This window comes from Brachybacterium sp. AOP24-D1-21 (assembly GCF_052378665.1).
Classification (GTDB): Bacteria; Actinomycetota; Actinomycetes; order Actinomycetales; family Dermabacteraceae; genus Brachybacterium.
Genome location: NZ_JBQSXX010000001.1, coordinates 2,187,343 through 2,208,040, shown reverse-complemented (window position 1 = coordinate 2,208,040; position 20,698 = coordinate 2,187,343). Strand labels below are relative to the sequence as shown.

Genomic DNA, 20,698 nt, shown 5'->3' with positions numbered 1-20,698 from the left:
CTCGCAAGCCCCCTGGAACCCCCGATTCCGAAGAACTTCTGCGCTATTTCTGTTCGGCAGAACTTTTCTGTGGCACCGTGTCCGCATGGCTCACGACGACGTGGCACCCCACGGGGCGACAGCTCCCGACGACGACTCCTTCGACCCGCTGCTCATCGGCCGGCGCATCCGTGCCCGCCGCCAGGAGCGCGGCCTCTCCCTGGCCGAGCTCGCCGCCGCCGTGGAAAGAGCACCCTCCCAGCTGTCGGCGATCGAGAACGGCAGACGCGAGCTGAAGCTCGGCGAGCTGCGCCGGATCGCGCGCGCCCTCCAGGTGGGTGTCGACGACCTGCTGGAGACGGCGCCACCGAACCGTCGGGCCGCGCTCGAGATCGCCTTGGAGAAGGCGCAGGCCGGCACGCTGTACCAGAGTCTTCCGCTGCCCGAGCTGCCGGTGCGCAAGTCGCTCTCCGATGGGGCGATCGAGACCATCCTGGCGTTGCACGAGGAGCTGCGCCGACTCCACGAGGAGCGCGCGGCCACCCCGGAGGAGGCGCGGCGGGTCAACGGGCAGCTGCGCGAGGAGCAGTCCCGGGCCGGGAACTACGACGCCGCGCTCGAGGAGGTGGCCCGGGATCTGCTGGAGCAGATCGGGCACCGGGGTGGGCCGCTGTCCCAGTCCAAGGTGTCGCTGCTGGCCGCGCGGCTGGGCTTCACCCTGCACTCGGTGCCGGACCTGCCCCATTCGACCCGGTCGATCACCGATTCGGAGCACATGCGGATCTACCTGCCGCTGGGCCGGTCCCTCTCGGATCCGCGCTCCACGGTGCTGCAGGCGATCGCCGCCCATGTGCTGGGCAAGGGCGAGCCCGCGGACTACGGCGAGCTGCTGCGCCAGCGGGTGGACACGAACTACCTGGCCTGCGCGCTGCTGCTGCCCGAGGGCGGGGCACTGGACTTCCTGCAGAGCGCGAAGTCTCAGCGGGAGCTGAGCGTCGAGGACCTGCGCGACGAGTTCGCGGTGAGCTACGAGATGGCCGCTCACCGCTTCACGAACCTGGCCACCCACCACCTGGGCATCCCCGTGCACTTCCTGAAGGTCCACGCCTCCGGCACGATCCTCAAGGCCTACCAGAACGACGAGGTGCGCTTCCCCACCGATGCGCTCGGTGCGGTGGAGGGGCAGCGGGTGTGTCGCTGGTGGAGCGCACGGCGGGTGTTCCGCAGCGAGGACCGGATGCGGCAGTACTGCCAGTACACCGACAAGCCCGGCGGCACCTACTGGTGCACCTCGCACATCGAATCCGGGCCGGGCGGGGAGTTCTCGATCTCCGTGGGCACCGCGTACCAGCACACGAAGTGGTTCCGGGGCCGGGAGACCACGGTGCGCCACTCCTCCTCGTGCCCCGACCCCACCTGCTGCCGGGAGCCGGATCCCGCGCTGGTGGATCGCTGGGAGGGGTCGGTGTGGCCGGTCGCCCGGCTGCACGCCTCGCTGCTGGCGGCGATGCCGACGGGCACCTTCACCGGGGTGGATCGGGTGACGATGCTCGAGTTCCTCGAGCGGCACGCGCCGACGGGGGCTGCCGACGGGATGTGAGCGTCCCGGGCCGCCTAGCGCGCGACACCGAGCAGCAGGAGCGCGGCGAGTCCCCCGTAGACCGTGCCGGCGATCGCGTCCAGCGCCAGGCGCACGCGACGCCGCTCGAGCACGGCGTCGCGGAAGAGGCCGGCCGTGCTGCCGATGGTGATGTCGACGATCAGCCCGATCAGCTGCAGCAGGAGGCCGAGCATGAGGATCTGGGCGAAGGGCCGTTCCTGGACCGAGCCGAGGAACTGGGGCAGGAAGGCGACGAAGAACAGTGCCACCTTGGGGTTGGTGAGGTTCACCAGGAAGCCGCGGCGGAACACGTCCGGGACGGTGTGCGCCTCCGCGGGCGCCGCCCCCGCGCTGCGCCAGGTGGTGATGGCGAGGAAGAGCAGGTAGCCGGCGCCGGCGAGCCGGATCGCGTCGAGGGCGGCAGGCACCTGGGTCAGCGCGACCCCGAGCCCGGTCGCGGCGACGAGGACCCAGATGGTCATCGCGGAGGTGACGCCGAACGCTCCGCGGACCGCCGCCCTGCGACCCTGGTTGATCCCAGTCGCGACCAGGAAGGCCATGTCCGGTCCCGGGGTCGCCAGGATCACCAGGACCGCCAGCAGGAATGCCGGCAGGACGGACACATCGAGCACTTCGCCACCTCAGACTCTCCGCGGGAGAATCTCCCGAAATTCTTGCCCTCACCTGGGCCACAAGAGAAGGTAGAGGGTGGCGATGTGGCGCCGCAATCCCCGAGTTGTGGCCAGAATGCGGGATGCTCCACCACTCTGCCGGGTGGGGTTACGCTGACTGCGTGCTCGACGACCTGGACTACCGCCTCATCGCCCTCCTGCGCTCGGACAGCCGCACCCCGATCGCGGCCCTGGCGCGAGAACTCGGGATCAACCGCTCCACCGTCACCTCCCGGATCGACCGCCTCGTGGACACCGGGGTGATCGAGGGTTTCACGATCCGGGTCAGCAGCGACCTCGAACAGGACTCGGTCCAGGGCGTCATGCTGGTGGCCACCGATACCCGCCGCAACCACGACATCGTCCACGAGATCCGCGGCTATCCGGAGATCGAACAGTTCCACTCGACCACGGGGACCTGGGACCTGGTGATCCAGCTGCGCTGCCGCAATCTTGCCGACTTCGATCTGGCGCTGGAGCGCATCCGGGCGATCCCGGGCGTGAACTCCACGCAGACGAGCCTGCTGTTCAGCTCGCTGCGGACCGGGTAGTCACCCCTTCGCCCGCAGAGGGCCTGCGCACCCACCCCACCACGGTGTCGACCAGCACGAACGCGGCGAGTGTCACTCCCATCAGCGGGAGCATCATTCCGAGACCGAGCGCGACGAGCAGCACCAGGGCCACGCCCCACCAGGGGGCACGGCGCAACGGCCCGCGGCGCGGGGCCCTGCCCGGCCCGCGGCCACCGCGGGTGGGCCGCCGCTGCCACCACATCGCGTAACCCCACAGGATCATCGCGACCAGGGTCGCGGCGATCAGGAAGAGCACGATCTGGTTGACCAGGCCGAACATCGTCCCCATGTGCAGATCGATGCCCCAGCGGGTGAGCTTCGCGGCGAGGTCCTGCTCGGCGAAGTCGCTCCGGTCCACGATCTCGAGAGTGGCGCCGTCGACGGCGACGACGTCGACCTGCGTCGGATAGCTGCGCTGGATCTCCTGCACCACCCAGGCGGAGTCCGCGTCGGCCGGCGGGAGGATCTCGACCAGGCCGGTGTCGATGCTGACCGCCTGACCTGCGGCGAGCACATCGTCGATCGCCGCCGGATCGGTGCGGTCCGCCGCGTCGCCGCCGGCCGGGGCCGCGCCGGATGCCCGTGGGAAGCGTGCCCGTCCCCCGTTGACTTCTCCGAGTGCTCCGCGTGCTCGCCGTGACCGTCGCTCGCCGCCGCAGACCCGGTCTCACCCGTCGCAGCGGGCAGACTGGGGCTGACGGCCTGGGTGGTGAACCCGAACGCCTCCCGGACCGTGCCGATGTTCCCCCCGCCGTACTGGGACCAGGTGATTCCGGTGGCGGCGAGGAACAGAGCGCCCAGCAGCACCCAGATGCCGGCGGAGGAGTGCAGGGAGAGGGTCCGGCGATACCCGCGGGCCCGCAGCTTCGGCCGCACCAGGTCCCGCCGTCGACGGGAGCGCCGAGCGCGCCGGATCCACAGACCCAGCCCGGCCACGGCGATCACGCCGAGCCAGGAGGCGGAGAGCTCGCTGTAGAGGCGACCGGTGTCCCCCAGATGCAGATTCCGGTGGAGGTGGTCGATCCAGCCGCGCAGCGGGAGAGCACCGCTGGTGCCGTACACGGTGAGGTCACCGCGCACCTCGCCGGTCGCCGGATCGAGGAAGACGGCGCGGGTCTCGCCCTCGGCGAGCGTGTCGTCGCTGTACATCACGCGCGTGGTGCCCCCGGGCTGGGGGGCCGGCCGCACCGCGGTCGGCTGCGCGTCCACGTCGAGGTATGTCTGCGCTGCCTCCACCTGCGTTGCCAGCGGAAGCGGCGCCTCGTCGGACGGGGCGGTCAGGGCCTCGGCGTAGACGACCTTCTCGAGCTGGGGGCTCACGGCGTAGAGCGCGCCGCTGGCCGCGGAGATCAGCAGGAACGGGCCCACCAGGATCGCCGCGTAGAAATGCAGGCGCAACAGGAGCGGGCCGAGCCAGCCCTGCGATGATCGGGAGGCGGTCACGATCTGCTCTCAGTTCTCGATGAGCCGTGCGAAGATCACGGTGTTGTCCAGGTGGTGCTCATCCGCATCGAGGTCGCCGCTGCAGGTGATCAGCCGCAGCTCCGGCCCGTCGGTCTTCCCGTAGACGGCGACCGTGGGGAACTCGTCCTTGGGGTACCGGGCCAGGTCGTAGACCTCGAAGGTCGCGACGGTCCCGTCCTCCCGGTCCACCTCGATGCGGTCACCGCTGTCCAGGGCCCCGAGCTCGAAGAAGACCGAGGGGTCGCCGCGCCAGGTCACGTGGCCCTCGATGACGGCGGGCCCGGTCTCGCCCGGGGTGGGCGAGCCGTCGAACCAGGCGGCGAGATCTGCCTGCTCGCCGCGGGGGGCGAGCAGCTCCCCGTCGTCGCCGAGCCCGATCGGGAAGACCTGCTCGTCGACACCGATCGCGTCGATGTGCAGCCCCGTCGGCTCAGAGGCCGAGAGCGGTTCCGCTGCCGTCTCCTCGGGCGCGGCCGTGGCCGGCTGCTGCGAGGGTTCGGCCGCCTCGGTGGACGGCACGACCGACGGCTCGCCGCCCCCGTCGTCCGACGGCTCTGTGCCGCCGTCCGACATCGGGGCGCTCGTGCTCCGCGCGGGCTGCGGCGGGGCGCCGACCTGGCTGGTCAGCGCGAACACCAGCAGTGCGGCGCCCAGCAGGGCGAGGACCGCCAGAACGACGGCCGCCGTGCGACGGCCGCCGTTCCGACGGATTGCTCCGTGAGAGGTCATCTCACTTCTGGGTCCGGCGACGACGCAGTGCGAAGGCACCGGCGGCCGCAGCGGTCAGCAGACCGCCGCCGGCGAGCATGGCGCCGGACTGCTCGATGCCTGCGGTGGTGCCGTCACCGGTCTCGGCACCGCCCTCGGGCCACTGCTCCATCTGGGCCAGGTCGAGCGTGCCGCAGGCGGCGGGATCGGTGGCCTCAGAGGGCAGGCTCGGATCCAGGTCCGACATCTGGTCACCGTCGTAGGTGCCGTTGCCGTTGTGGTCCACGCCGTGCAGCACCACGGAGCCGTCGCCCTTCTCGAGGCTCGCGGCGACGTCGTCGCTGACCTCGAAGGTGCGCTCATAGCTCGCGTCCCCGACCGGGAAGCGATCCACGGCCAGAGCGCTGTCGGGGCTGGTGTCGCCGTCGTTCGTCAGCGAGACCTGCACGCCGCCGTAGGAATCGGCCGCATCGGTGGTGCGGATCGCTCCGTCGGCGCCGGTGCCCTCCATGCCCGGGTCCGGGCACTCGTTCGCCCCGCCGATGTGGATGTGCTGGGCGTGGGGTGCCTCGGCGAGCATGCCGGCGCTGTCGAGCTTCACGGTGACCTCGTTGCCCTCGAGCGTGATCCACGCCGTGCCGGAGGCCCCGGAGTCGTTCAGCTCGCTGAGATGGGCCTCGAGAGTGGTGGCTCCCTGTCCGCCGTCATGGTCGTCGGCGAGCGCGGCACCGGAGGCGCCGAGCGTGCCGAGGGCCATCGTGGCCGCGAAGAGGGGGAGCAGTCGCTTCGTCGTTGTACGCATCGTGACTCCTTCGTCGGACGCCGGACGACCCTTCGGCCGTCGTGGGCGGCGATCCAGAAGGGGTTCGGAGCGCGGCCGGGATCGGATGGGAGGCAATTCTCGACCCGGTGCGGGGAATCGCGCCCCGCCGGGTCACGGCCTCTCGAACCGGGTCGCCGCGATCAGCCGGGCCACTGCCTGCTCGCTTCCCGTGATCCGGAGCCCGGCCAGCTCCGTCACCGGCCGGCCCCCGAGTATCCAGGCCTTCCATTCGGCCGTCGTGGCGTGCACCTCCGCGGCCGGGGCGGGCGGCTCGGGCACCTTCTCGACCACCGACCGCTCAGCGCTCACGAGGGCCGAGTAGGTCACCGCCTCCGCGCCCTCCCGTCGGGAGTCGCGGAGGTGGAGGCTCACGCGCACTCCCTCCTTCTCGGCGTCGTGGTCCGCTCGCCCCTCCGGGCGGGCATGCGCCCGCATGGCCAGGACCAGCGTGTCCGGGCTCATGTCAGCCTCCCAGGGCAGATCCGGGGAGCCGACGGCCCAGGCCGAGAGCGCGGCGTTGACCGCCTCGAGCCGCCGACCCCACTCGGTGAGCTCGTAGACGTCCACCCGGGCCGGCGCGGGCAGAGTGCGCCGGGTCGCGATGCCCCGCGCCTCGAGCTCCCGCAGCCGGGTGGAGAGCACGGCAGGGCCGATGCCGGCGACATCGCGCTGCAGCTCGGCGAAGCGCTTGGGCCCCAGCAGCAGCTCACGGACCACGATGAGGGTCCACCGCTCCCCGATCAGGTCAAGGGCATGGGCCGAGGCGCAGCCGTCGTTGTAGGAGCTGTAGGAGCGTCGCGCAGTCACAGCACGGATCCTACCGCCGTCAGTACTTGCTCCATAGTTCATCTTCTTCTAGTGTACGTGGTACTTCTCTTATGAAAGTCAGGTGCCATGATGGAGTCAGGACCCGCTGACGTCTGGCCGCTGGTGCACACGGAACGCCGGCGCCTCGTCGAGGATCTCGCGAACCTCCCCCGCTCCGCCTGGGACACCGCCTCGCTGTGCGAGGACTGGTCCGTGCACGACGTCCTCGCGCACCTGCTGGAGAGCGCCATGACCACGCGGCTCCAGTTCGTCGCCGGCATGGTGCGGGCCCGGGGCGACTTCCACCGCGCCAACCGGGACGGCATCGAGCGCTGGCAGCGCGCCGACCCGCAGCAGACCCTCGCCGAGTACGGCCGGGCCGAGCGCGCCACCAGGACTCCCCCTGCCCATCCGGCGACCCGCCTGGTGGAGGTGTACGTCCACGGCGAGGACATCCGACGGCCGCTGAGCCTCCCGGGGCGCTATCCGCGCGAGGGGATCCATGCGGCGCTGGCCCATCAGCTGCGCACCAAGGTCTCCTTCGAGGGCGGCAGGGAGCGCGCCGAGGGTCTGCGCCGAGGAATGATCAGAACCTGTGGATGACTCCCGGCGAGGGGGCGTGCAAGGGGCGCACCTTCCCGAGGATGATCCGCAAGGAACGAACTCTCTGATCAAGGACCGGCGTTGGCGCGCTGGTTCGGGAAGGTACGCCCGATGCTCAAGATAGTCCCCGACTCCGACGAGGCCAATCAGAACGGGGCGAATCCGTCCGGCGAGTCGGTGCTCGACGCGCTTGCCCGTGACGGGGCGCGGCAGATGCTCGCGGCGGCGCTGCAGGCCGAGGTCGCCGCCTACGTCGATGCCGCGGCCGACGAGGTCGACGCCGACGGCCACCGGCTGGTGGTCCGCAACGGTCACCACGAACCGCGCGAGGTGACCACCGCGGCGGGCGCGGTGCCGGTCCGTGCTCCGCGGGTCAACGACAAGCGCACCGACGAGGCCGGGGAGCGACGTCGGTTCGCCTCGGCGATCCTGCCCGCCTGGGCCCGCAAGTCGCCGCAGGTGGCGGAGGTGCTGCCGCTGTTGTACCTGCACGGGCTGTCCAGCAACGATTTCGCCCCCGCGCTGGAGCAGTTCCTGGGCACCAGCGCAGGCCTGTCGCCCGCGACGATCACCCGGCTGACCGGCCAGTGGCAGGACGAGGCGACGGCGTTCAACACCCGGTCCTTGGCCGGCACGGACTACGTCTATGTCTGGGTCGATGGGATCCACCTCACCGTGCGGCTGTCTCAGGACAGGGTCTGCCTGCTGGTGATGATCGGGGTGCGTGCCGATGGCCGCAAGGAGCTGATCGCCCTGGCCGACGGGTTCCGCGAGTCCGCGGAGTCGTGGGCCGATCTGCTGCGTGACTGCAAGCGCCGCGGGATGGCCGCCCCGGTGCTCGCGATCGGCGACGGCGCGCTGGGGTTCTGGTCTGCGGTCCGCGACGTCTTCCCCACCACTCGCGAGCAGCGGTGCTGGTTCCACAAGATCGGAAACGTCCTGTCCGCGCTGCCGAAGTCCGCCCAGCCCGGGGCGAAGAAGGCCCTGGCCGAGATCTGGCAGGCCGAGGACCGTGCCCATGCCGAGACGGCCGCGAAGAACTTCGCCGACGAGTACGGGGCCAAGTGGCCCAAGGCCGTCGCGAAGATCACCGACGACCTCGCCGTGCTGCTGGAGTTCTACGACTACCCCGCCGAGCACTGGATGCACCTGCGCACCACCAACCCGATCGAGTCCACGTTCGCCACCGTGCGGTTGCGCCAGCGCGTGACCAAGGGTCCCGGCTCCCGCGCCGCCGGCGTCGCGATGGCATTCAAGCTGATCGAGTCCGCTCAGACCCGCTGGCGGGCCGTGAACGCTCCCCACCTGGTCGCCCTCGTCCGAGCCGGCGCTACCTTCGAGAAAGGCCGCCTCGTCGAACGCCCCGACGACCAGACCGATCATCGGCCAGGAGACCGCCAACAGGCGGCTTGATGCACCGAGCTATAGGGCTGGACATGCAGGCTCGAGGTGCGAAGTCACCCGTTGTCTTACCTACCGTCCGGTAGCCAGTGTCTCAACCGCCACGCTTTGGCATAGATCACGTTGTTCGTTATCCAAGTAGGTGCGCGCGAGCTCGCGGAATGGGGCTCGCACGCATCGCGCAAGAAACCGTCAACCGGAGGAATCATGGATCGGCGAAAGTTCTTCACCGCAACGTTCGTCGGGGCCGCCGCCGCAGAGATCGGCGAAGAAGCGGTCACAGTGCTCCAAGACATTCTCGGAGTGGGCGGCGTCGTCTCCGCCTGCTCTCTCTGACCCGTTCGTTGACCCGAAGGAATCCACTTTGATGGCAGATAACAGCGATGTCAGCGACTTCATTCCCCCGGCGTTCTCCTTCGCCCTCACGGGGCATCTTGCGACTGGGGCGGTCAAGGTTGTCGCAATTGCACTGCTGCTATGGGGGCTGGGTCTGACTGGGTGGACTGCAAGCTTTCCTGCTGGAACGGCGATCATCACGGCTGTGGTCGTGATGGTCGCCGTCGAGCTTGCCACGACCGGCGTGGAGCGAATCTTCGTTCTCCGTCACCGGCACCCGGACCCCGGAAGCGTCCCGATGACGGCGATTGTCGCCGTACTTCCGTTGCCGATCAGCTTCCTCATCGGACTGCTCTTCGGGCCGGCGTCCTCCGGGGCTCTGATCACGAGGGCTGTCACCACCGTGGTCTACTGGGCCGCCCTTGTCGTGCTAGAGCGCCCGTGGGTCGAAGGAGACACCCAAGCCGACATCCGCAAGAAGTACGAGCAGACGAACGCGATGACTGGGGAACAATTCCGGTCCGAGTGACCGGCGCTGACAGCGCCGGCCAGCAACTCCTCGGTCGAGTAGCGGAACACCGATGCGCAGGTCTTGGCAATTTCTCCGCCCGCAGAACGGAGAGCAGGCCCTTCGCGAGTTCTAGACCTCGGCGACCCTCACCCGCTGCACCCCGTCTCCCGAACTGTCCGGAGATCGCCATGTTTGCCGTTCACCATCCGGTAGCCATCTGGCCTCGGGCTTTCATCGTTGAGGTGTCCGAGGGTCGGGTCGTAATGGGTGAAGGTGCTCCTGAGCTGGAAGAATAGGGCTTGTCTAGAGTCCAGTTCATCGCAGTCCAAGGAGCACCTTCAGGGTGAATACTACCGGGTTGTATCCACGTCCTCGTGTTGACGTCGCGCCGGTGCCCGCCGTTGGTCAAGCCGGCGGGATCCTGCTGACGCAGACGCTGCGGGCGACGGGCCTGGCTAACGAGCTGTCCAGAGCGCTGGCGCCGTGGAGGAAGCAGTTCTCGCGGCATGATCCGGGGAAGATCCTCACCGATCTTGCGCTCATGCTCGCGGTCGGCGGGGACTGCCTGGCTGACGTCGCGACGCTGCGGGCGGAACCAGATGTGTATGGGCCCGTGGCCTCAGACCCAACGATCTCCCGCCTGCTCACCGCCCTCGCGGCCGACGTCGACACGGTCGAGAACGCGATCAGCACGGCCCGCCGGAAAGCCCGCAAGAACGCCTGGGCCCTGGCCGGGAACCACGCCCCCAATGCGAACGCAACGGCGAAGAATCCACTGGTCATCGACCTGGACGCATCACTGGTGACGTCTCACAGCGAGAAGGAGTTCGCCAGGCCTACGTTCAAGAAGGGCTTCGGATTCCATCCGCTGCTGGCGTTCGTCGACCACGGCACCGGCGGGAGCGGGGAGATGCTGACCTGCCTCCTGCGCCCCGGTAACGCCGGTTCGAACACCGCAGCGGACCACAAGAGAGTGATCGCCGATGCGCTGGCTCAGGTGGGGATGGGTTCGCGGCCGGGGCGGAAGGTGCTGGTCCGGATCGATGGTGCCGGCGGCACGAAGAAGACGTTGCAGGAGCTGGTAAAGCGGCGGGTCTCGTACTCGGTCGGGTTCACCCTGCCCGCGAACACGCCGGAGCTGTTCCGCTTGATCCCGAAGGACGTGTGGGAGCCGGCCTACAACTCCGACGGCGAGGTCCGGGAAGGTGCGGACGTTGCTGAACTGACCGGACTGCTCGATCTCGACGAAGACTGGCCGGAGGGGATGCGCGTCATCGTCCGTCGCGAGCGACCCCATCCTGGGGCGCAGCTGCGGTTCGATGATGTCGAGGGATACCGGCTCACCGCGTTCGCGACGAACACCATGAAGGGTCAGCTCGCGGACCTCGAGGTTCGACATCGTCGGCGTGCTCGTTGCGAGGATCGGATCCGGGTCGCGAAGGACATGGGCCTGCGGAACCTGCCCCTGACCTCTTTTGCGCAGAACCGGATCTGGTGCCAGATCGTGGCGTTGGCCAGCGAGATCACCGCCTGGATGGGGCTGCTCGGCTACGCCGACCAGCCCGCTCGGCGGTGGGAGCCCAAGCGTTTGCGCCACCGCTTGTTCCAGATCCCCGCGGCTATCGCTCGGCATGCCCGGCAGCGGGTCCTGCATCTCTCGGACCGGTCACTCTGGGCCGGGATCATCCTGGCAGGCCACGCCCGCCTCGCCCAGCTTCCCGACCCGGCCGGATAGCTTCCGGCCCGTCGTTGACCGCACTCCTTGAGGATCTCTGGAACTGGACACCCCGACCACCGCGACCGACACGCGGCGGAGCGTCACACCCTCATGCCAGAATCAACGCACGTACACCGGCAACGCCGCCGGACACCGCCGCTCAGCAGCACCGTGAAAGATCGAGGCTGGGCCAACGTTGTTGACATGTATCACACAATCACATATTGTGGAAGCGTGCAAAAAGGACGGACTTACCAGCGGGGGCGGCAATCTATGTTGTCACAACCACCCGAGGAAGCCTAACGTGAGGAGGGGTGACGGATACAGCGGTCCGAACAAGATTGTCTTTGAGTGTGCTAGCGTGGTTAACGATTATCGTATTGATGTTGGCGCTAGCGCCATCGCGGGCTGACGCGGAAACTACCGAGCACAGTTATACGCGCGACGGACTGACAGCAACCTGGAACTCAAGCGATTTTTCGGATCTAACTGTTACGGACACCCCCGCTACGGCCGACTCCTCTGCCAGCAGTAAAGATAGCTACGTTGGTAATGCAATTATCGATGCATGGGAGTATTCTACATCTGCGCTTCAAGGTAGCGACCACAAGATAACCCCCTACGCACCCCCTAATGGGTGCAGCTATTCGCCGGACAGTTGGGGGGCAGCGAATTTTCGGCCCACATGTGATTCGCACGATATTTGTTACTCGAGCACCTCGGACCTTTCTCGTAAGCTTTGTGACCAGCGACTTCGTTATGGCCTTAGGGCCGCCTGTGATGCCGCATACCCGGACGGGAATCAGCAAGAGACGGCATGTTTGGGGGCAGCCAACACCTATTATCGCGCCGTACGCATATTTGGTAGAAGTCACTACGAGGGTACTGGAGACCCTGCTTGAATGGGGTGGGCATGAAGGCTGCGACCAACGCTGGTTTGGTAATTCTTATTTTCGGGCTCGTCCTGGCACTCGTATCATGCCTTTTCAATATGGTCACATCGGCCGACGGTGGCGGAGCCAACATAGGCGCGGGTATAGGCTTCATTCTGGGTCTCGCGTTAACTGTGGTTGGAGTGCTTTGCATTGGTGGTAGCGCAATTGCTTCCAAGGCGAGGCGGAAATAAGTGCTACCTCGTGCCTTCTCGTGATCGTCGGCGCACCATGCGGAGTCGCCCCTATCTCTGGATTTACTCTGAGGCAACCGCGCGGGTGTTTCGGAAAGAAGAAGTAATTGGTTCATGAGCACTCCAGCAACTTCAAAGAGCTCCTCTAGCGTGAAGGCTATAATGCCGGCTGGCAACCATGGGGGCGAATCGACGTCGCGGAGGCCCCGCAACGCGGGCGAGGGCTGACAGAAGCGGTTAGCACTACCGAGGACAATCTGCAGATGGCGAGCGCCCTGCTGCTGTGGCGCAGGGCGCTGGCGCGGCATCACCCGGGCAGGCTCTTCACGGCCATGACAGTGGCACTCGGCGCCAACCGTCTCGCGGAGGTCTCCTCTCTGCGGGCCGGGATTGAGGCGTATAACCCGGTCGGCTCCGACACGACGCGCTCCCGACCGCTGACAGTGCTGGCAGGCGATGTGGATGCAGCGAAGGGGCCGATCGGTGCGGCCCGTTAAGCTGCGCGGACGACGGTTTTGTGCCTGGCTGGGAAGCGTGCGACGAGAGCGGCCCATCGACCGTCGATCTGGATGCGACGCTGGTGACCGCGATCTGTAGGAAGCACGAGCAGATGAAGAGCCTGCTGTTGCTCCGGTAGCTGAGCCCCAATCCACAGGTCTTGACAATTCCTCCCACAGCTACTAGTTCTAGTACAGAAGGTCTGTGGATGGAGGCATGGGGCGAGTTGTCCCTGCTCGCGAACGCGACCCCGATAGCCTCGCGGGGTGACCTCCCCTCGCCGCTCCACCGCCCGTCGACGCCGCAGGTCCCCGCGCCGCTCGGGGACGCGGACCGTGCAACGGGAGCTGCCCTTCGTCGGCCCCGGCGAGCGCATCTGGGTGCTGGACGTCCCGTACGGCACGCAGGTCGAGGGCGCCTCCTGGCATCCGGCCGTGAAGATGCACCTGCATGTGGGCCGCCATCTCCCCGAGCACCTCCAGCCCTACGCCCCCGGCCCCCACACCTTGGGCCGCTTCCTCGAGAACCAGCTCAACCCGAGTGACCCCGCGCCCGTCCCCGAGCCGGCCGAGGATCTCGAACCGCGCCGCCTCCAGTACGAGGCGGCCGACGCGATCGCCGAGCGCGCTGCGGCCGGCGGGCGGCAGTTCCTGCTGGCGGACGAGCCGGGCGTGGGCAAGACGATCTCCGCCGTGCTCGGCGCGAGCGCGGTGGGCGACCTCCGCGGTGCGCAGCGAGTACTGGTGGTCGCCGACCGGCCCGCCGCGATCACCATCGGGCACTGGTGCCGCACCATCACAGCGCTCGGCGATGACGGGCTGGAATGGGTGGTGATCACCTGGGACCGTCTGGAGAAGGTGAAGGACTACGACTGGGAGGTGATCATCGCCGACGAGGCCCACGCCCTGCGGCGCACGAGCACCAAGCGGTGGAAGCTCTGGGCGAAGCTCTCCGCGCACAGCTCACCGCACCAGAAGGCGCCGTTCGTCATCGCAACCACCGCCACGCCCGGGCACACCCCGCTCGAGCTGCCCTATCTCGCCCCCGCCTACGCCCAGCGGTACGACGAGCCGATGACGCAGTGGACCTCCGTGAAGCAGCCCGGCGCCGACTTCGCCACCGCCCTTCAGCGCCACGGGATCGGGGTGGAGAAGGGTCGCTACGGCGCCACCTGGACCACCGACGCGACCCGTCGGGCGGAGGATCTGGCGCTGGTGCGGGGCTGGCTCGAGGAGGCGCAGCCACCTGCGATGCTGCATCGCGCGGCACCGTGGGGTCCGGTGCCGATTTCCGGGATGCCGGTGTCGCTCACCCCCGCCGAGCGGGCGGCCTATGACGCCGAATGGGGCGAGTTCTGCCGCGAGATGGATATCGCCCGCCGCGGTCGGAACACCGCCAAGGGGCGCGCGGCGCTGCTGCGGTTCCGGCAGAAGGCCGGGCTGATCCGGGTGGATTCGACCGTGGCGTGGATCGCCCAGCAGGTCGAGGCCGAGCGGCAGGTGGCGTGCTCGGTCGAGTTCGTGGGCACCGCCGCGGAGCCGATCGTCGAGCGGCTGCAGGACTCGGGCCTGCAGGTCGCGACGACCTTCGGGCGGGACCGCTTCGACGTCGAGGCGGAGCGCCTGCGGTTCCAGACCGGGGAGGCGAAGGTGTGCGTGTTCACCACGGTCGCCTCGATCAGTCTGCACGCCGGCGAGACCCTCGAGAACGGTCGCCAGGCGAGCACCGAGCCGCGCATGGGCCTGTTCCACCAGGCCCGCTTCTCCGGCATCGCGGGCCGGCAGGTCACGGGCCGCACCCACCGCGACCACCAGGTCTCCCCCTGGCACATCGCCTATGCCCAGGGCACCGTCGAGGAGCAGGTCAGCAAGGTGATGGTGGAACGGATCGCTGCCGCCTCCGACACCGTGGGCGGCGATACCGCCGGCCTCACCGACGTGGCCCAGCTGCTCGGGGCGAACTGGCTGCCGGCGGCGAGCCTGACCGAGAGCGGCGCCTGAGCGGCACGCTCCGGCCACGGTGCTCGCGCCCTTCAGTCCTCGACGAGCCTCAACCCTCTGAACCGGTTCACCGCGGCGTGGACCTCGAGGGGTCGCGGCCGGGCGAGGTGGCCCGGGTGCCCTCGGTGCGGCGACAGGCTCTCCAGGCCTTCGGCGTCGAGGCGGTCGCACAGCGCGGTGATCGCCGCATCGAGCGTGGGGCGGGAGCCGTCCGGCCCGGGGCGCTCCAGCAGCTCGGCCAGGCGGTCCAGGGCGTGGGCGATCGCGGTGGTCTGCGCGGCATCGACCAGCTGCGAGACGGCCGCCAGGTCGATGTGCTCGCGCCCGAAGCGGATGGTGTCGTGTCCGCGGGCTGAGGCGGGCTTGGTCTTGCCCGTCGGCCGCAGAGAACCCGCGGCTGGGATCCGGGCTCGCGTCGGTCCGAAGACGGCGGTCTCGGGCTGCCCGGTGGGGTCGGCGAGCTCGCGGGCACGTGCGGTGACGTCGCGCGGCACATACTCCTGCAGCGCGATCACATGATCTGCGACGTCGAAGAACGCCCCGGACCCGCCCGCGACCAGCACGGTGGAGACCCCGCGCTCGGTGTGCAGCGGGCGGATCCGCTCCACGAACGGAGTGATGGGTTCGTGCTGGGCCGGGATCAGGGCTCGCATGCGGTCATCGCGGATCATGAAGTTGGTGGCCGAGGTGTCCTCGTCGATCAGCAGTGCAGAGGCGCCGGCATCCACCGCTTCGACGAGGGAGGCAGCCTGAGAGGTCGACCCCGAGGCGTTGGTGGTCGCGAAGCGCGTGGTGTCCGTGCCCGAGGGCAGGCCCGAGATGAACGGCGAGATATCGACCCCGGCCACGGCGCGACCGTCCTCGGCACGGACGGAGGCGACATCGTCGCGGGTGATCACCCACTCGCGGCCATCACCCTCCCGATGCGCGTAGACGCCCCGCTCGAGCGCCCGCAGCACCGTCGACTTGCCGTGGTAGCCGCCGCCGACGATGACGGTGATCCCCTCGGAAACGCCCATCCCGCTCACCCGGCGACCGCTGGGCAGGTCGAAGGAGGCGTGCAACGACTCGGGGCTGCGGAACGGGACGGCGCCCTGCTCGAGGGGCCGGTCGGAGTCCCCGGATCGCCGCGGGAGGATCGCACCCTCGCCCACGAAGGCCACCAGACCGCGGCCGCTCAGCTGCTCCCGCAATGCCTCCTGGTCCCGGTGGAGGGTGACGTGCGCTCGCAGGGCCTCGGCGTCGAGGCTCGCATGGCGCAGAGCCACCTCGGCGATCCTCGGCAGGTCCTCGGTGAGCAGCCGAGTCGCCTGGCGACCCCGGATCCGCCGACCGGCGGCGGGGAGCTGGACGGCGAGGCGCGCTTCGACCCCCTCGGCCGTGATCGCCACGCTGGTGCGTTCGAGGATCTCCTGCTGCGGGGTCCCGATGCTGACGCCTTCGCCGACCGTGCCCACAGCGGTCGCGACGGCGCGGGCCAGGTAGTCAGTCGTCGCGACGCATCCCGGGCGGTCGGTCAGGAGATCGTCCGGGAGGTCGGCGGTGTCGCGATCGATGACCAGGCGCATCAGGGAGGGCGGGGCGAAGGGATCCACCTGCACGTGGTCGATGATGAGGCGGCACGCGCCGAGGTCGTAGCTGCCCTTGAGCTGTTTGTAGGACCCGTAGCCGCGGCCGTCGATCGACTCCAGGATCCTGGTCAGGGTGTTCGCCTGCATCTGCGCCGTGATCCTTCCGCTCGGGTGTTCGGAGGCCTGCCTCGAGCAGGGCATCTGGCCAGCGTGTCACACGGGACCGGTCACGTACCATCGCGAGAATGGAACGGAATCGAGCTCGCGCCGGCATCGCCTGCCTCCTCCTCACGTCCACGTTTCTGCTGGGCGGCTGCACCAAGTTCGTCAAGGAGTCGTGCAGCGGCTCGGACCACACACAGGAGTGCACCGCCTCATTCGGGGAGTCCGACGGGAAGTGGAGCACCGAGCGCGAGGCCAACCACTGGCACTCCACCGTGGAGATCAGCGGCACCTTCACCATCGAATCGGGCAGCGGCACCCTCACCCTCGTCGGCGAGGACACCAGCGAGACGTTCGAGCTCAGCCCCGATGCGCCCGTCGTGATCGAGGACCTCACCCTGCCACTGAAGGCGCCGTACTCGAACGACGGCGAGAACGATCCCTTCTTCATCCTCCGGACGGAGACCGACTCGACCATCACGGACTTCGCGGCGGACTACACCTTCACGACCTCCTGAGGCCGGCGGGATGACGCCGCGGGAGTATCGACGCCGGCGAGGATGAGCCGACGGATGCGATAGAAGCTGCGCCCCCTGGCGGTCAGGCCCTCAGACCAGCAACCGCAGCAGCACCACGGGAAGACGCACCGCGAACGTCAGCACCAGCCAGATCAGGTCGCCGAGTTCCAGCGCCATGGTCAGCACGTTGCCTGTGGCGGACTGATCCGGCCGGGCGTGCCGGCTGCGTCGGCGTCGACTCATGGAGGCTCCATTCCTCGCAGCGCGGCAGCGCCACCTTCTCCAGTTTCCGTAGGTCGCATTCTACGCAGGGACCCGAGAAAGCCGCGGGAGACGGATGTGTTCAGGACACCTGACCTGCCTGAGCATTCAGCCTTCGAGGTCAGCTTTCAATCGGGCGAGGGTGCGCCGGATGTTGCCCGCCTGGAACTCGTCGAAGGTGCGGCCCCCGGTGACCAGCTTGTCGAAGCGCGCCGCCACGGCATCCGGCCACCGGGTGCGGTCATCCTGCCAGGTCTCGGTGACGCGGGTGCGCCCCTCGTCGGCCGGTTCGAAGGTGTAGGTCCAGGTCGCGATCCCTCCGCGCAGCACGGGCCGACGAACGCCGATCCGGTGGACGCGGAACGCGAACCGTTCACCGGGCTCCGCAGCGATCACGGTGCAGGCGGTGGACCAGCGGCCGGGGCCCCGACGATTGCGGCCCACGAACTCGTCCCCGACCGTCAGCGGGCCGTGGCCCGGCTCGGTCGTGCCCTGGTTCTCCGGGCTCCAGCGCCCCATCTGCGAGGGGTCGGCGACCTCGCGATAGATCGTCATCGGGTCGGCGGCGACCTCGACGCTGTCGGAGACGTGCAGGGGGCGGGACATCACGCCAGGATGTCACAGGGGGACGGGGCGCGTGGTGCTGCACCGCGGAGCCCCTGCCCGGTCACCACGGGCTGGGCTTGTAATCCTTCACGAAGCAGCCGTACAGATCCTCGCCGGCTTCACCGCGCACGATCGGGTCGTAGACGCGCGCCGCACCGTCCACGAGATCGAGCGGGGCGTGCCAGCCCTCCGCCGCGATGCGCAGCTTGTCCTGGTGGGGTCGCTCGTCGGTGATCCAGCCGGTGTCCACCGCCGTCATCAGGATCCGGTCGGTCTCGAACGCCTCCCCCGCGCTGGTGCGGGTGAGCATGTTCAGCGCGGCCTTGGCCATGTTCGTGTGCGGGTGGCCGGCGCCCTTGTAGCGGCGGGAGAACTGCCCCTCCATCGCCGAGACGTTCACGATGTAAGCACGGCGTGCCCCGGCCTGCACTGCGGCACGCATCGAGGGTCGCAGCCTGCTGATCAGCAGGAACGGTGCGGTCTCGTTGCACAGCTGCACCTCGAGCATCTCGAGGGCATCCACCTGGTCCACCGTCTGGGTCCAGGAGTTGGTGGTCTGCAGATCAGGGAGCAGGCCGCCGGCGTCGACTGCGGTGCCGGCGAGGTGCTCCTGCAGGCTCGCCGTGCCGGCGCGCAGCGCGAGCGCCGTCATCGAGGCGGCGGACTGTGCGGCCTGAGCGTGCTCGAGCGATTCGCCGTCATGGTGCGGCACGGACCGGTTCTGCAGCACGCCGGCGATCGCGGCGGGGTGCGCCTGGGAGATGCGATCGAATGCCGTCATCTCCGGCAGCGCACGATCGGTGGGCAGGGGGGCATCTTCCTGCTCGACCAGCGCCGAGTAGGCGCTCGGTGAACGACGCACCGTCTGGGCGGCGTTGTTGATGAGGATGTCCAGCGGTCCCGCGACGGCGACATCGTCGGCGAGCGCGATCACCTGGGTGGGATCGCGCAGGTCGATCCCGACGATCTTCAGCCGGTCGATCCACTCCGCCGAATCCTCCCTCTGGGCGAAGCGGCGCGCGGCGTCCTTGGGGAAGCGGGTGGTGATGGTGGTGTGCGCACCGTCGCGCAGCAGGCGCAGCGCGATGTACATACCGATCTTGGAGCGGCCGCCGGTGAGCAGGGCCCGCTTGCCGGTGAGGTCGGTGCGCTGGTCCCGCTTGGCGTGAGACAGCACCGCGCAGTCCGGGCACAGCCAGTGGTAGAAGGCATCCACCAGCGTGTAGTCGCTCTTGCAGATGTAGCAACCGCGGGACTTGTTCAGCTCGCCCGCAAAGGCACCCTGCGCGTGGGAGACCAGCGGGATCCCCTTGGTCTCATCGTCGATGCGCAGCGGGGACCCGGTGGCGGTCGCGGCGATCACGGCGCGGTCCGCCTTGCGCTGCGCCCACGTCTTCTCCCCGCGCTGGGACTTCGCGAGCTTCTTCTCGAAGTTGCGGGAGGCCCGTTTGAGGGCGACCAGATCCTCGCTGTCCCCGGCGAGCGTCGGCGCGCGTTGCAGCACCCGCAGCGCGGTGGCGATGTCTTCCGCGGTCAGCTCGGGCCCCTCGCGGCCATCGAGAGGGGACGAGGACGGGGCGGAATCTGAGGAGTCGTGCACCGATCGAGTCTATGGCGGCGGGGCCCGTGGGCGGGCGGGGAATCGGTCACGTACGGAGGCGACAGCCGAGCCGCAGAACTCGTAAGGTGGATCACATGAGCACTCCTCCTTCGATGTGCCCCGGGCGCGCCGCCATCTGCATCGCACATCTTTGACGGTCGGCATCATCCTGCTGGTCATCACCGGGCTGCTGCTCGCTCTGCCGGCGGTTTTCGCACAGTCCTCCAGCGGTGTCGTCGGCGGCATGGTGGGGGTCCTGGTCTTCACGGTGGTCCTCTGGATCCCCGGGCTCGTCCTGGCGATCGTCGGGATCCTCGGCGAGGTGAAGGCGCGACGGATCAATCGTGAGGACTGGGCGACCGCCACAGCGCTCGCGGAGCACATGGATGGGCTCCTCGCGCAGCCCGCCGCTCGCGCGTACTCCTCCGGGGCCGTCATCCAGCTGGACCCGCGCCGGGTGCTCGAGGTGGAGCGCCACTTCGATGAGAAGACCGCTGGCGAGGCCCGCGGGACCCTGATGCATCAGTTCAGCATGTTCGGGCAGTCGTTCGGGGTGGGGTATGCCGCCGGCGGGCGCACCTCTGTCGGCGCAGGCGTGCATTCCGGCGCGATCAAGGGGATGTCCGACGTGCATCTCGCCCTCGCCTCGACCACCCGGCACGACCTCATGGGCGATGCGCTCTTCGCCCTGTTCGAGACCCAGGACAGCATCGGCGCCGCGGACACCCTGCGCGTCACGGCGCTGTCGAACGGGGCCGTGCTCGAATGGATCCACGCACTGGTGACGCAGACCGCTCAGAGATTCGGCACGGACACCCACTCCGGGGCCACCATCCAGCAGTACGCACAGCGCCTCGCCACGCATTACGGACCGGCCGACGTCTCCTACCTCTCCGACCGCCTGCATCTCGCGCTCGCCCAGGAGAAGAGAGGCGAGCATGCTCCGATGATCCGCGTGGACGGGGTCCCCTCGGGCCGCGGGGCGATCGTCGCGACCAGCGCGAGGATCGGTGCCGCCGATGATCTGCGGGTGTTCCCGACCGCCTTCCCGGAGATGTGGGGCACGACCGTCGGAGGAGCCCTGGCAGCGGCGGCACCCTCCACGCAGATCGCGAGCTGACAGGGGCGTTCGGGGGAAGCGTCGGATGGTGCTCGTCGGCCGAG

The 20,698-nt window shown here is 68.9% G+C and carries 20 protein-coding genes and 1 pseudogene; 12 read left to right on the top strand and 9 right to left on the bottom strand.

Features of this window, described 5'->3' with window-relative positions; genetic code table 11:
• Positions 1-85: 85 nt before the first annotated feature.
• Positions 86-1,579, top strand: coding sequence for a helix-turn-helix domain-containing protein (locus ACT3UF_RS09885; RefSeq protein WP_444502692.1), 1,494 nt, complete (start codon positions 86-88; stop codon positions 1,577-1,579).
• A gap of 14 nt (positions 1,580-1,593) precedes the next feature.
• Here ACT3UF_RS09885 and ACT3UF_RS09880 read toward each other — a convergent pair whose 3' ends face one another.
• Complete coding sequence (locus ACT3UF_RS09880) at positions 1,594-2,211, bottom strand: LysE family translocator (protein ID WP_441459009.1); 618 nt, start codon at positions 2,209-2,211, stop codon at positions 1,594-1,596.
• 161 nt (positions 2,212-2,372) lie between these two features.
• Here ACT3UF_RS09880 and ACT3UF_RS09875 point away from each other — a divergent pair, with 161 nt between their 5' ends.
• On the top strand, positions 2,373-2,801 hold the full coding sequence (locus ACT3UF_RS09875; RefSeq protein ID WP_441459007.1) for an Lrp/AsnC family transcriptional regulator: 429 nt from the start codon (positions 2,373-2,375) through the stop codon (positions 2,799-2,801).
• On the opposite strand, the pseudogene ACT3UF_RS09870 reads toward ACT3UF_RS09875, so the two are convergent.
• The 4 genes and pseudogenes from ACT3UF_RS09870 to ACT3UF_RS09855 form a co-directional block, all read right to left on the bottom strand.
• A pseudogene (locus tag ACT3UF_RS09870) lies at positions 2,779-4,190 on the bottom strand (PepSY-associated TM helix domain-containing protein). The gene ACT3UF_RS09875 and the pseudogene ACT3UF_RS09870 overlap by 23 nt on opposite strands.
• 84 nt (positions 4,191-4,274) lie before the next feature.
• Entirely contained in the window at positions 4,275-5,015 is a 741-nt protein-coding gene (locus ACT3UF_RS09865; RefSeq protein WP_441459006.1) for a class F sortase, read from the bottom strand.
• Position 5,016: 1 nt separating this feature from the next.
• The gene (locus ACT3UF_RS09860) at positions 5,017-5,796 is read right to left on the bottom strand and encodes a CHRD domain-containing protein (RefSeq protein WP_441459005.1); all 780 of its coding nucleotides are present in this window, start codon (positions 5,794-5,796) and stop codon (positions 5,017-5,019) included.
• Between the two features lie 132 nt (positions 5,797-5,928).
• A complete protein-coding gene (locus ACT3UF_RS09855; protein ID WP_441459004.1) occupies positions 5,929-6,624 on the bottom strand; it encodes a winged helix-turn-helix transcriptional regulator in 696 nt (231 codons plus the stop codon).
• Positions 6,625-6,711: 87 nt separating this feature from the next.
• On the opposite strand from ACT3UF_RS09855, the gene ACT3UF_RS09850 reads away from it, so the two are divergent.
• The 8 genes from ACT3UF_RS09850 (at position 6,712) to ACT3UF_RS09815 (ending at position 14,816) form a co-directional block, all read left to right on the top strand.
• Positions 6,712-7,227: a maleylpyruvate isomerase family mycothiol-dependent enzyme gene (locus ACT3UF_RS09850; RefSeq protein ID WP_444502691.1), complete on the top strand. Its 516-nt coding sequence runs from the start codon at positions 6,712-6,714 to the stop codon at positions 7,225-7,227.
• Between the two features lie 111 nt (positions 7,228-7,338).
• Positions 7,339-8,640 (top strand): IS256 family transposase, encoded by a 1,302-nt coding sequence (locus ACT3UF_RS09845; protein WP_444607969.1) that lies wholly within the window; start codon positions 7,339-7,341, stop codon positions 8,638-8,640.
• Positions 8,641-8,835: 195 nt separating this feature from the next.
• Positions 8,836-8,964, top strand: coding sequence for a hypothetical protein (locus ACT3UF_RS09840; RefSeq protein ID WP_443335418.1), 129 nt, complete (start codon positions 8,836-8,838; stop codon positions 8,962-8,964).
• 31 nt (positions 8,965-8,995) lie between these two features.
• Positions 8,996-9,493, top strand: coding sequence for a hypothetical protein (locus tag ACT3UF_RS09835; RefSeq protein WP_429179881.1), 498 nt, complete (start codon positions 8,996-8,998; stop codon positions 9,491-9,493).
• A gap of 325 nt (positions 9,494-9,818) precedes the next feature.
• Positions 9,819-11,210, top strand: coding sequence for an IS1380 family transposase (locus ACT3UF_RS09830; RefSeq protein WP_444599912.1), 1,392 nt, complete (start codon positions 9,819-9,821; stop codon positions 11,208-11,210).
• A gap of 365 nt (positions 11,211-11,575) precedes the next feature.
• Entirely contained in the window at positions 11,576-12,094 is a 519-nt protein-coding gene (locus ACT3UF_RS09825; protein ID WP_443352271.1) for a phospholipase A2, read from the top strand.
• A 487-nt stretch (positions 12,095-12,581) separates the two neighbouring features.
• The gene (locus tag ACT3UF_RS09820; RefSeq protein ID WP_114359129.1) at positions 12,582-12,815 is read left to right on the top strand and encodes a hypothetical protein; all 234 of its coding nucleotides are present in this window, start codon (positions 12,582-12,584) and stop codon (positions 12,813-12,815) included.
• Between the two features lie 267 nt (positions 12,816-13,082).
• The gene (locus ACT3UF_RS09815; protein WP_444502614.1) at positions 13,083-14,816 is read left to right on the top strand and encodes a helicase; all 1,734 of its coding nucleotides are present in this window, start codon (positions 13,083-13,085) and stop codon (positions 14,814-14,816) included.
• A gap of 32 nt (positions 14,817-14,848) precedes the next feature.
• Here ACT3UF_RS09815 and ACT3UF_RS09810 read toward each other — a convergent pair whose 3' ends face one another.
• Positions 14,849-16,534 (bottom strand): ABC-ATPase domain-containing protein, encoded by a 1,686-nt coding sequence (locus tag ACT3UF_RS09810; protein WP_441460264.1) that lies wholly within the window; start codon positions 16,532-16,534, stop codon positions 14,849-14,851.
• Between the two features lie 98 nt (positions 16,535-16,632).
• Here ACT3UF_RS09810 and ACT3UF_RS09805 point away from each other — a divergent pair, with 98 nt between their 5' ends.
• Positions 16,633-17,067 (top strand): hypothetical protein, encoded by a 435-nt coding sequence (locus tag ACT3UF_RS09805; protein ID WP_444502615.1) that lies wholly within the window; start codon positions 16,633-16,635, stop codon positions 17,065-17,067.
• Positions 17,068-17,157: 90 nt separating this feature from the next.
• On the opposite strand, the gene ACT3UF_RS09800 is transcribed toward ACT3UF_RS09805, so the two are convergent.
• From ACT3UF_RS09800 to ACT3UF_RS09790, 3 genes are all read right to left on the bottom strand, one after another.
• A complete protein-coding gene (locus ACT3UF_RS09800) occupies positions 17,158-17,310 on the bottom strand; it encodes a hypothetical protein (RefSeq protein WP_441460262.1) in 153 nt (50 codons plus the stop codon).
• Positions 17,311-17,436: 126 nt separating this feature from the next.
• On the bottom strand, positions 17,437-17,934 hold the full coding sequence (locus ACT3UF_RS09795) for an SRPBCC family protein (protein WP_441460261.1): 498 nt from the start codon (positions 17,932-17,934) through the stop codon (positions 17,437-17,439).
• A 61-nt stretch (positions 17,935-17,995) separates the two neighbouring features.
• Positions 17,996-19,534 carry an SDR family NAD(P)-dependent oxidoreductase gene (locus ACT3UF_RS09790; RefSeq protein ID WP_444502616.1) on the bottom strand — a complete coding sequence of 513 codons (1,539 nt, stop codon included), beginning with the start codon at positions 19,532-19,534 and terminating at the stop codon, positions 17,996-17,998.
• Positions 19,535-19,685: 151 nt separating this feature from the next.
• Here ACT3UF_RS09790 and ACT3UF_RS09785 point away from each other — a divergent pair, with 151 nt between their 5' ends.
• Positions 19,686-20,654: a hypothetical protein gene (locus ACT3UF_RS09785; protein ID WP_441460259.1), complete on the top strand. Its 969-nt coding sequence runs from the start codon at positions 19,686-19,688 to the stop codon at positions 20,652-20,654.
• Positions 20,655-20,698: the final 44 nt, after the last annotated feature.

Excerpts from the sequence above, each read along its gene's own strand:
- ACT3UF_RS09835 (WP_429179881.1), top strand. The coding sequence starts at position 8,996 with ATGGCAGATAACAGCGATGTCAGCGACTTCATTCCCCCGGCGTTCTCC.
- ACT3UF_RS09825 (WP_443352271.1), top strand. The coding sequence starts at position 11,576 with ATGTTGGCGCTAGCGCCATCGCGGGCTGACGCGGAAACTACCGAGCAC.
- ACT3UF_RS09845 (WP_444607969.1), top strand. The coding sequence starts at position 7,339 with ATGCTCAAGATAGTCCCCGACTCCGACGAGGCCAATCAGAACGGGGCG.
- ACT3UF_RS09795 (WP_441460261.1), bottom strand. The coding sequence starts at position 17,934 with ATGTCCCGCCCCCTGCACGTCTCCGACAGCGTCGAGGTCGCCGCCGAC.
- ACT3UF_RS09865 (WP_441459006.1), bottom strand. The coding sequence starts at position 5,015 with ATGACCTCTCACGGAGCAATCCGTCGGAACGGCGGCCGTCGCACGGCG.
- ACT3UF_RS09805 (WP_444502615.1), top strand. The coding sequence starts at position 16,633 with ATGGAACGGAATCGAGCTCGCGCCGGCATCGCCTGCCTCCTCCTCACG.
- ACT3UF_RS09885 (WP_444502692.1), top strand. The coding sequence starts at position 86 with ATGGCTCACGACGACGTGGCACCCCACGGGGCGACAGCTCCCGACGAC.
- ACT3UF_RS09820 (WP_114359129.1), top strand. The coding sequence starts at position 12,582 with ATGGCGAGCGCCCTGCTGCTGTGGCGCAGGGCGCTGGCGCGGCATCAC.
- ACT3UF_RS09850 (WP_444502691.1), top strand. The coding sequence starts at position 6,712 with ATGATGGAGTCAGGACCCGCTGACGTCTGGCCGCTGGTGCACACGGAA.
- ACT3UF_RS09840 (WP_443335418.1), top strand. The coding sequence starts at position 8,836 with ATGGATCGGCGAAAGTTCTTCACCGCAACGTTCGTCGGGGCCGCCGCC.
- ACT3UF_RS09860 (WP_441459005.1), bottom strand. The coding sequence starts at position 5,796 with ATGCGTACAACGACGAAGCGACTGCTCCCCCTCTTCGCGGCCACGATG.
- ACT3UF_RS09810 (WP_441460264.1), bottom strand. The coding sequence starts at position 16,534 with ATGCAGGCGAACACCCTGACCAGGATCCTGGAGTCGATCGACGGCCGC.
- ACT3UF_RS09800 (WP_441460262.1), bottom strand. The coding sequence starts at position 17,310 with ATGAGTCGACGCCGACGCAGCCGGCACGCCCGGCCGGATCAGTCCGCC.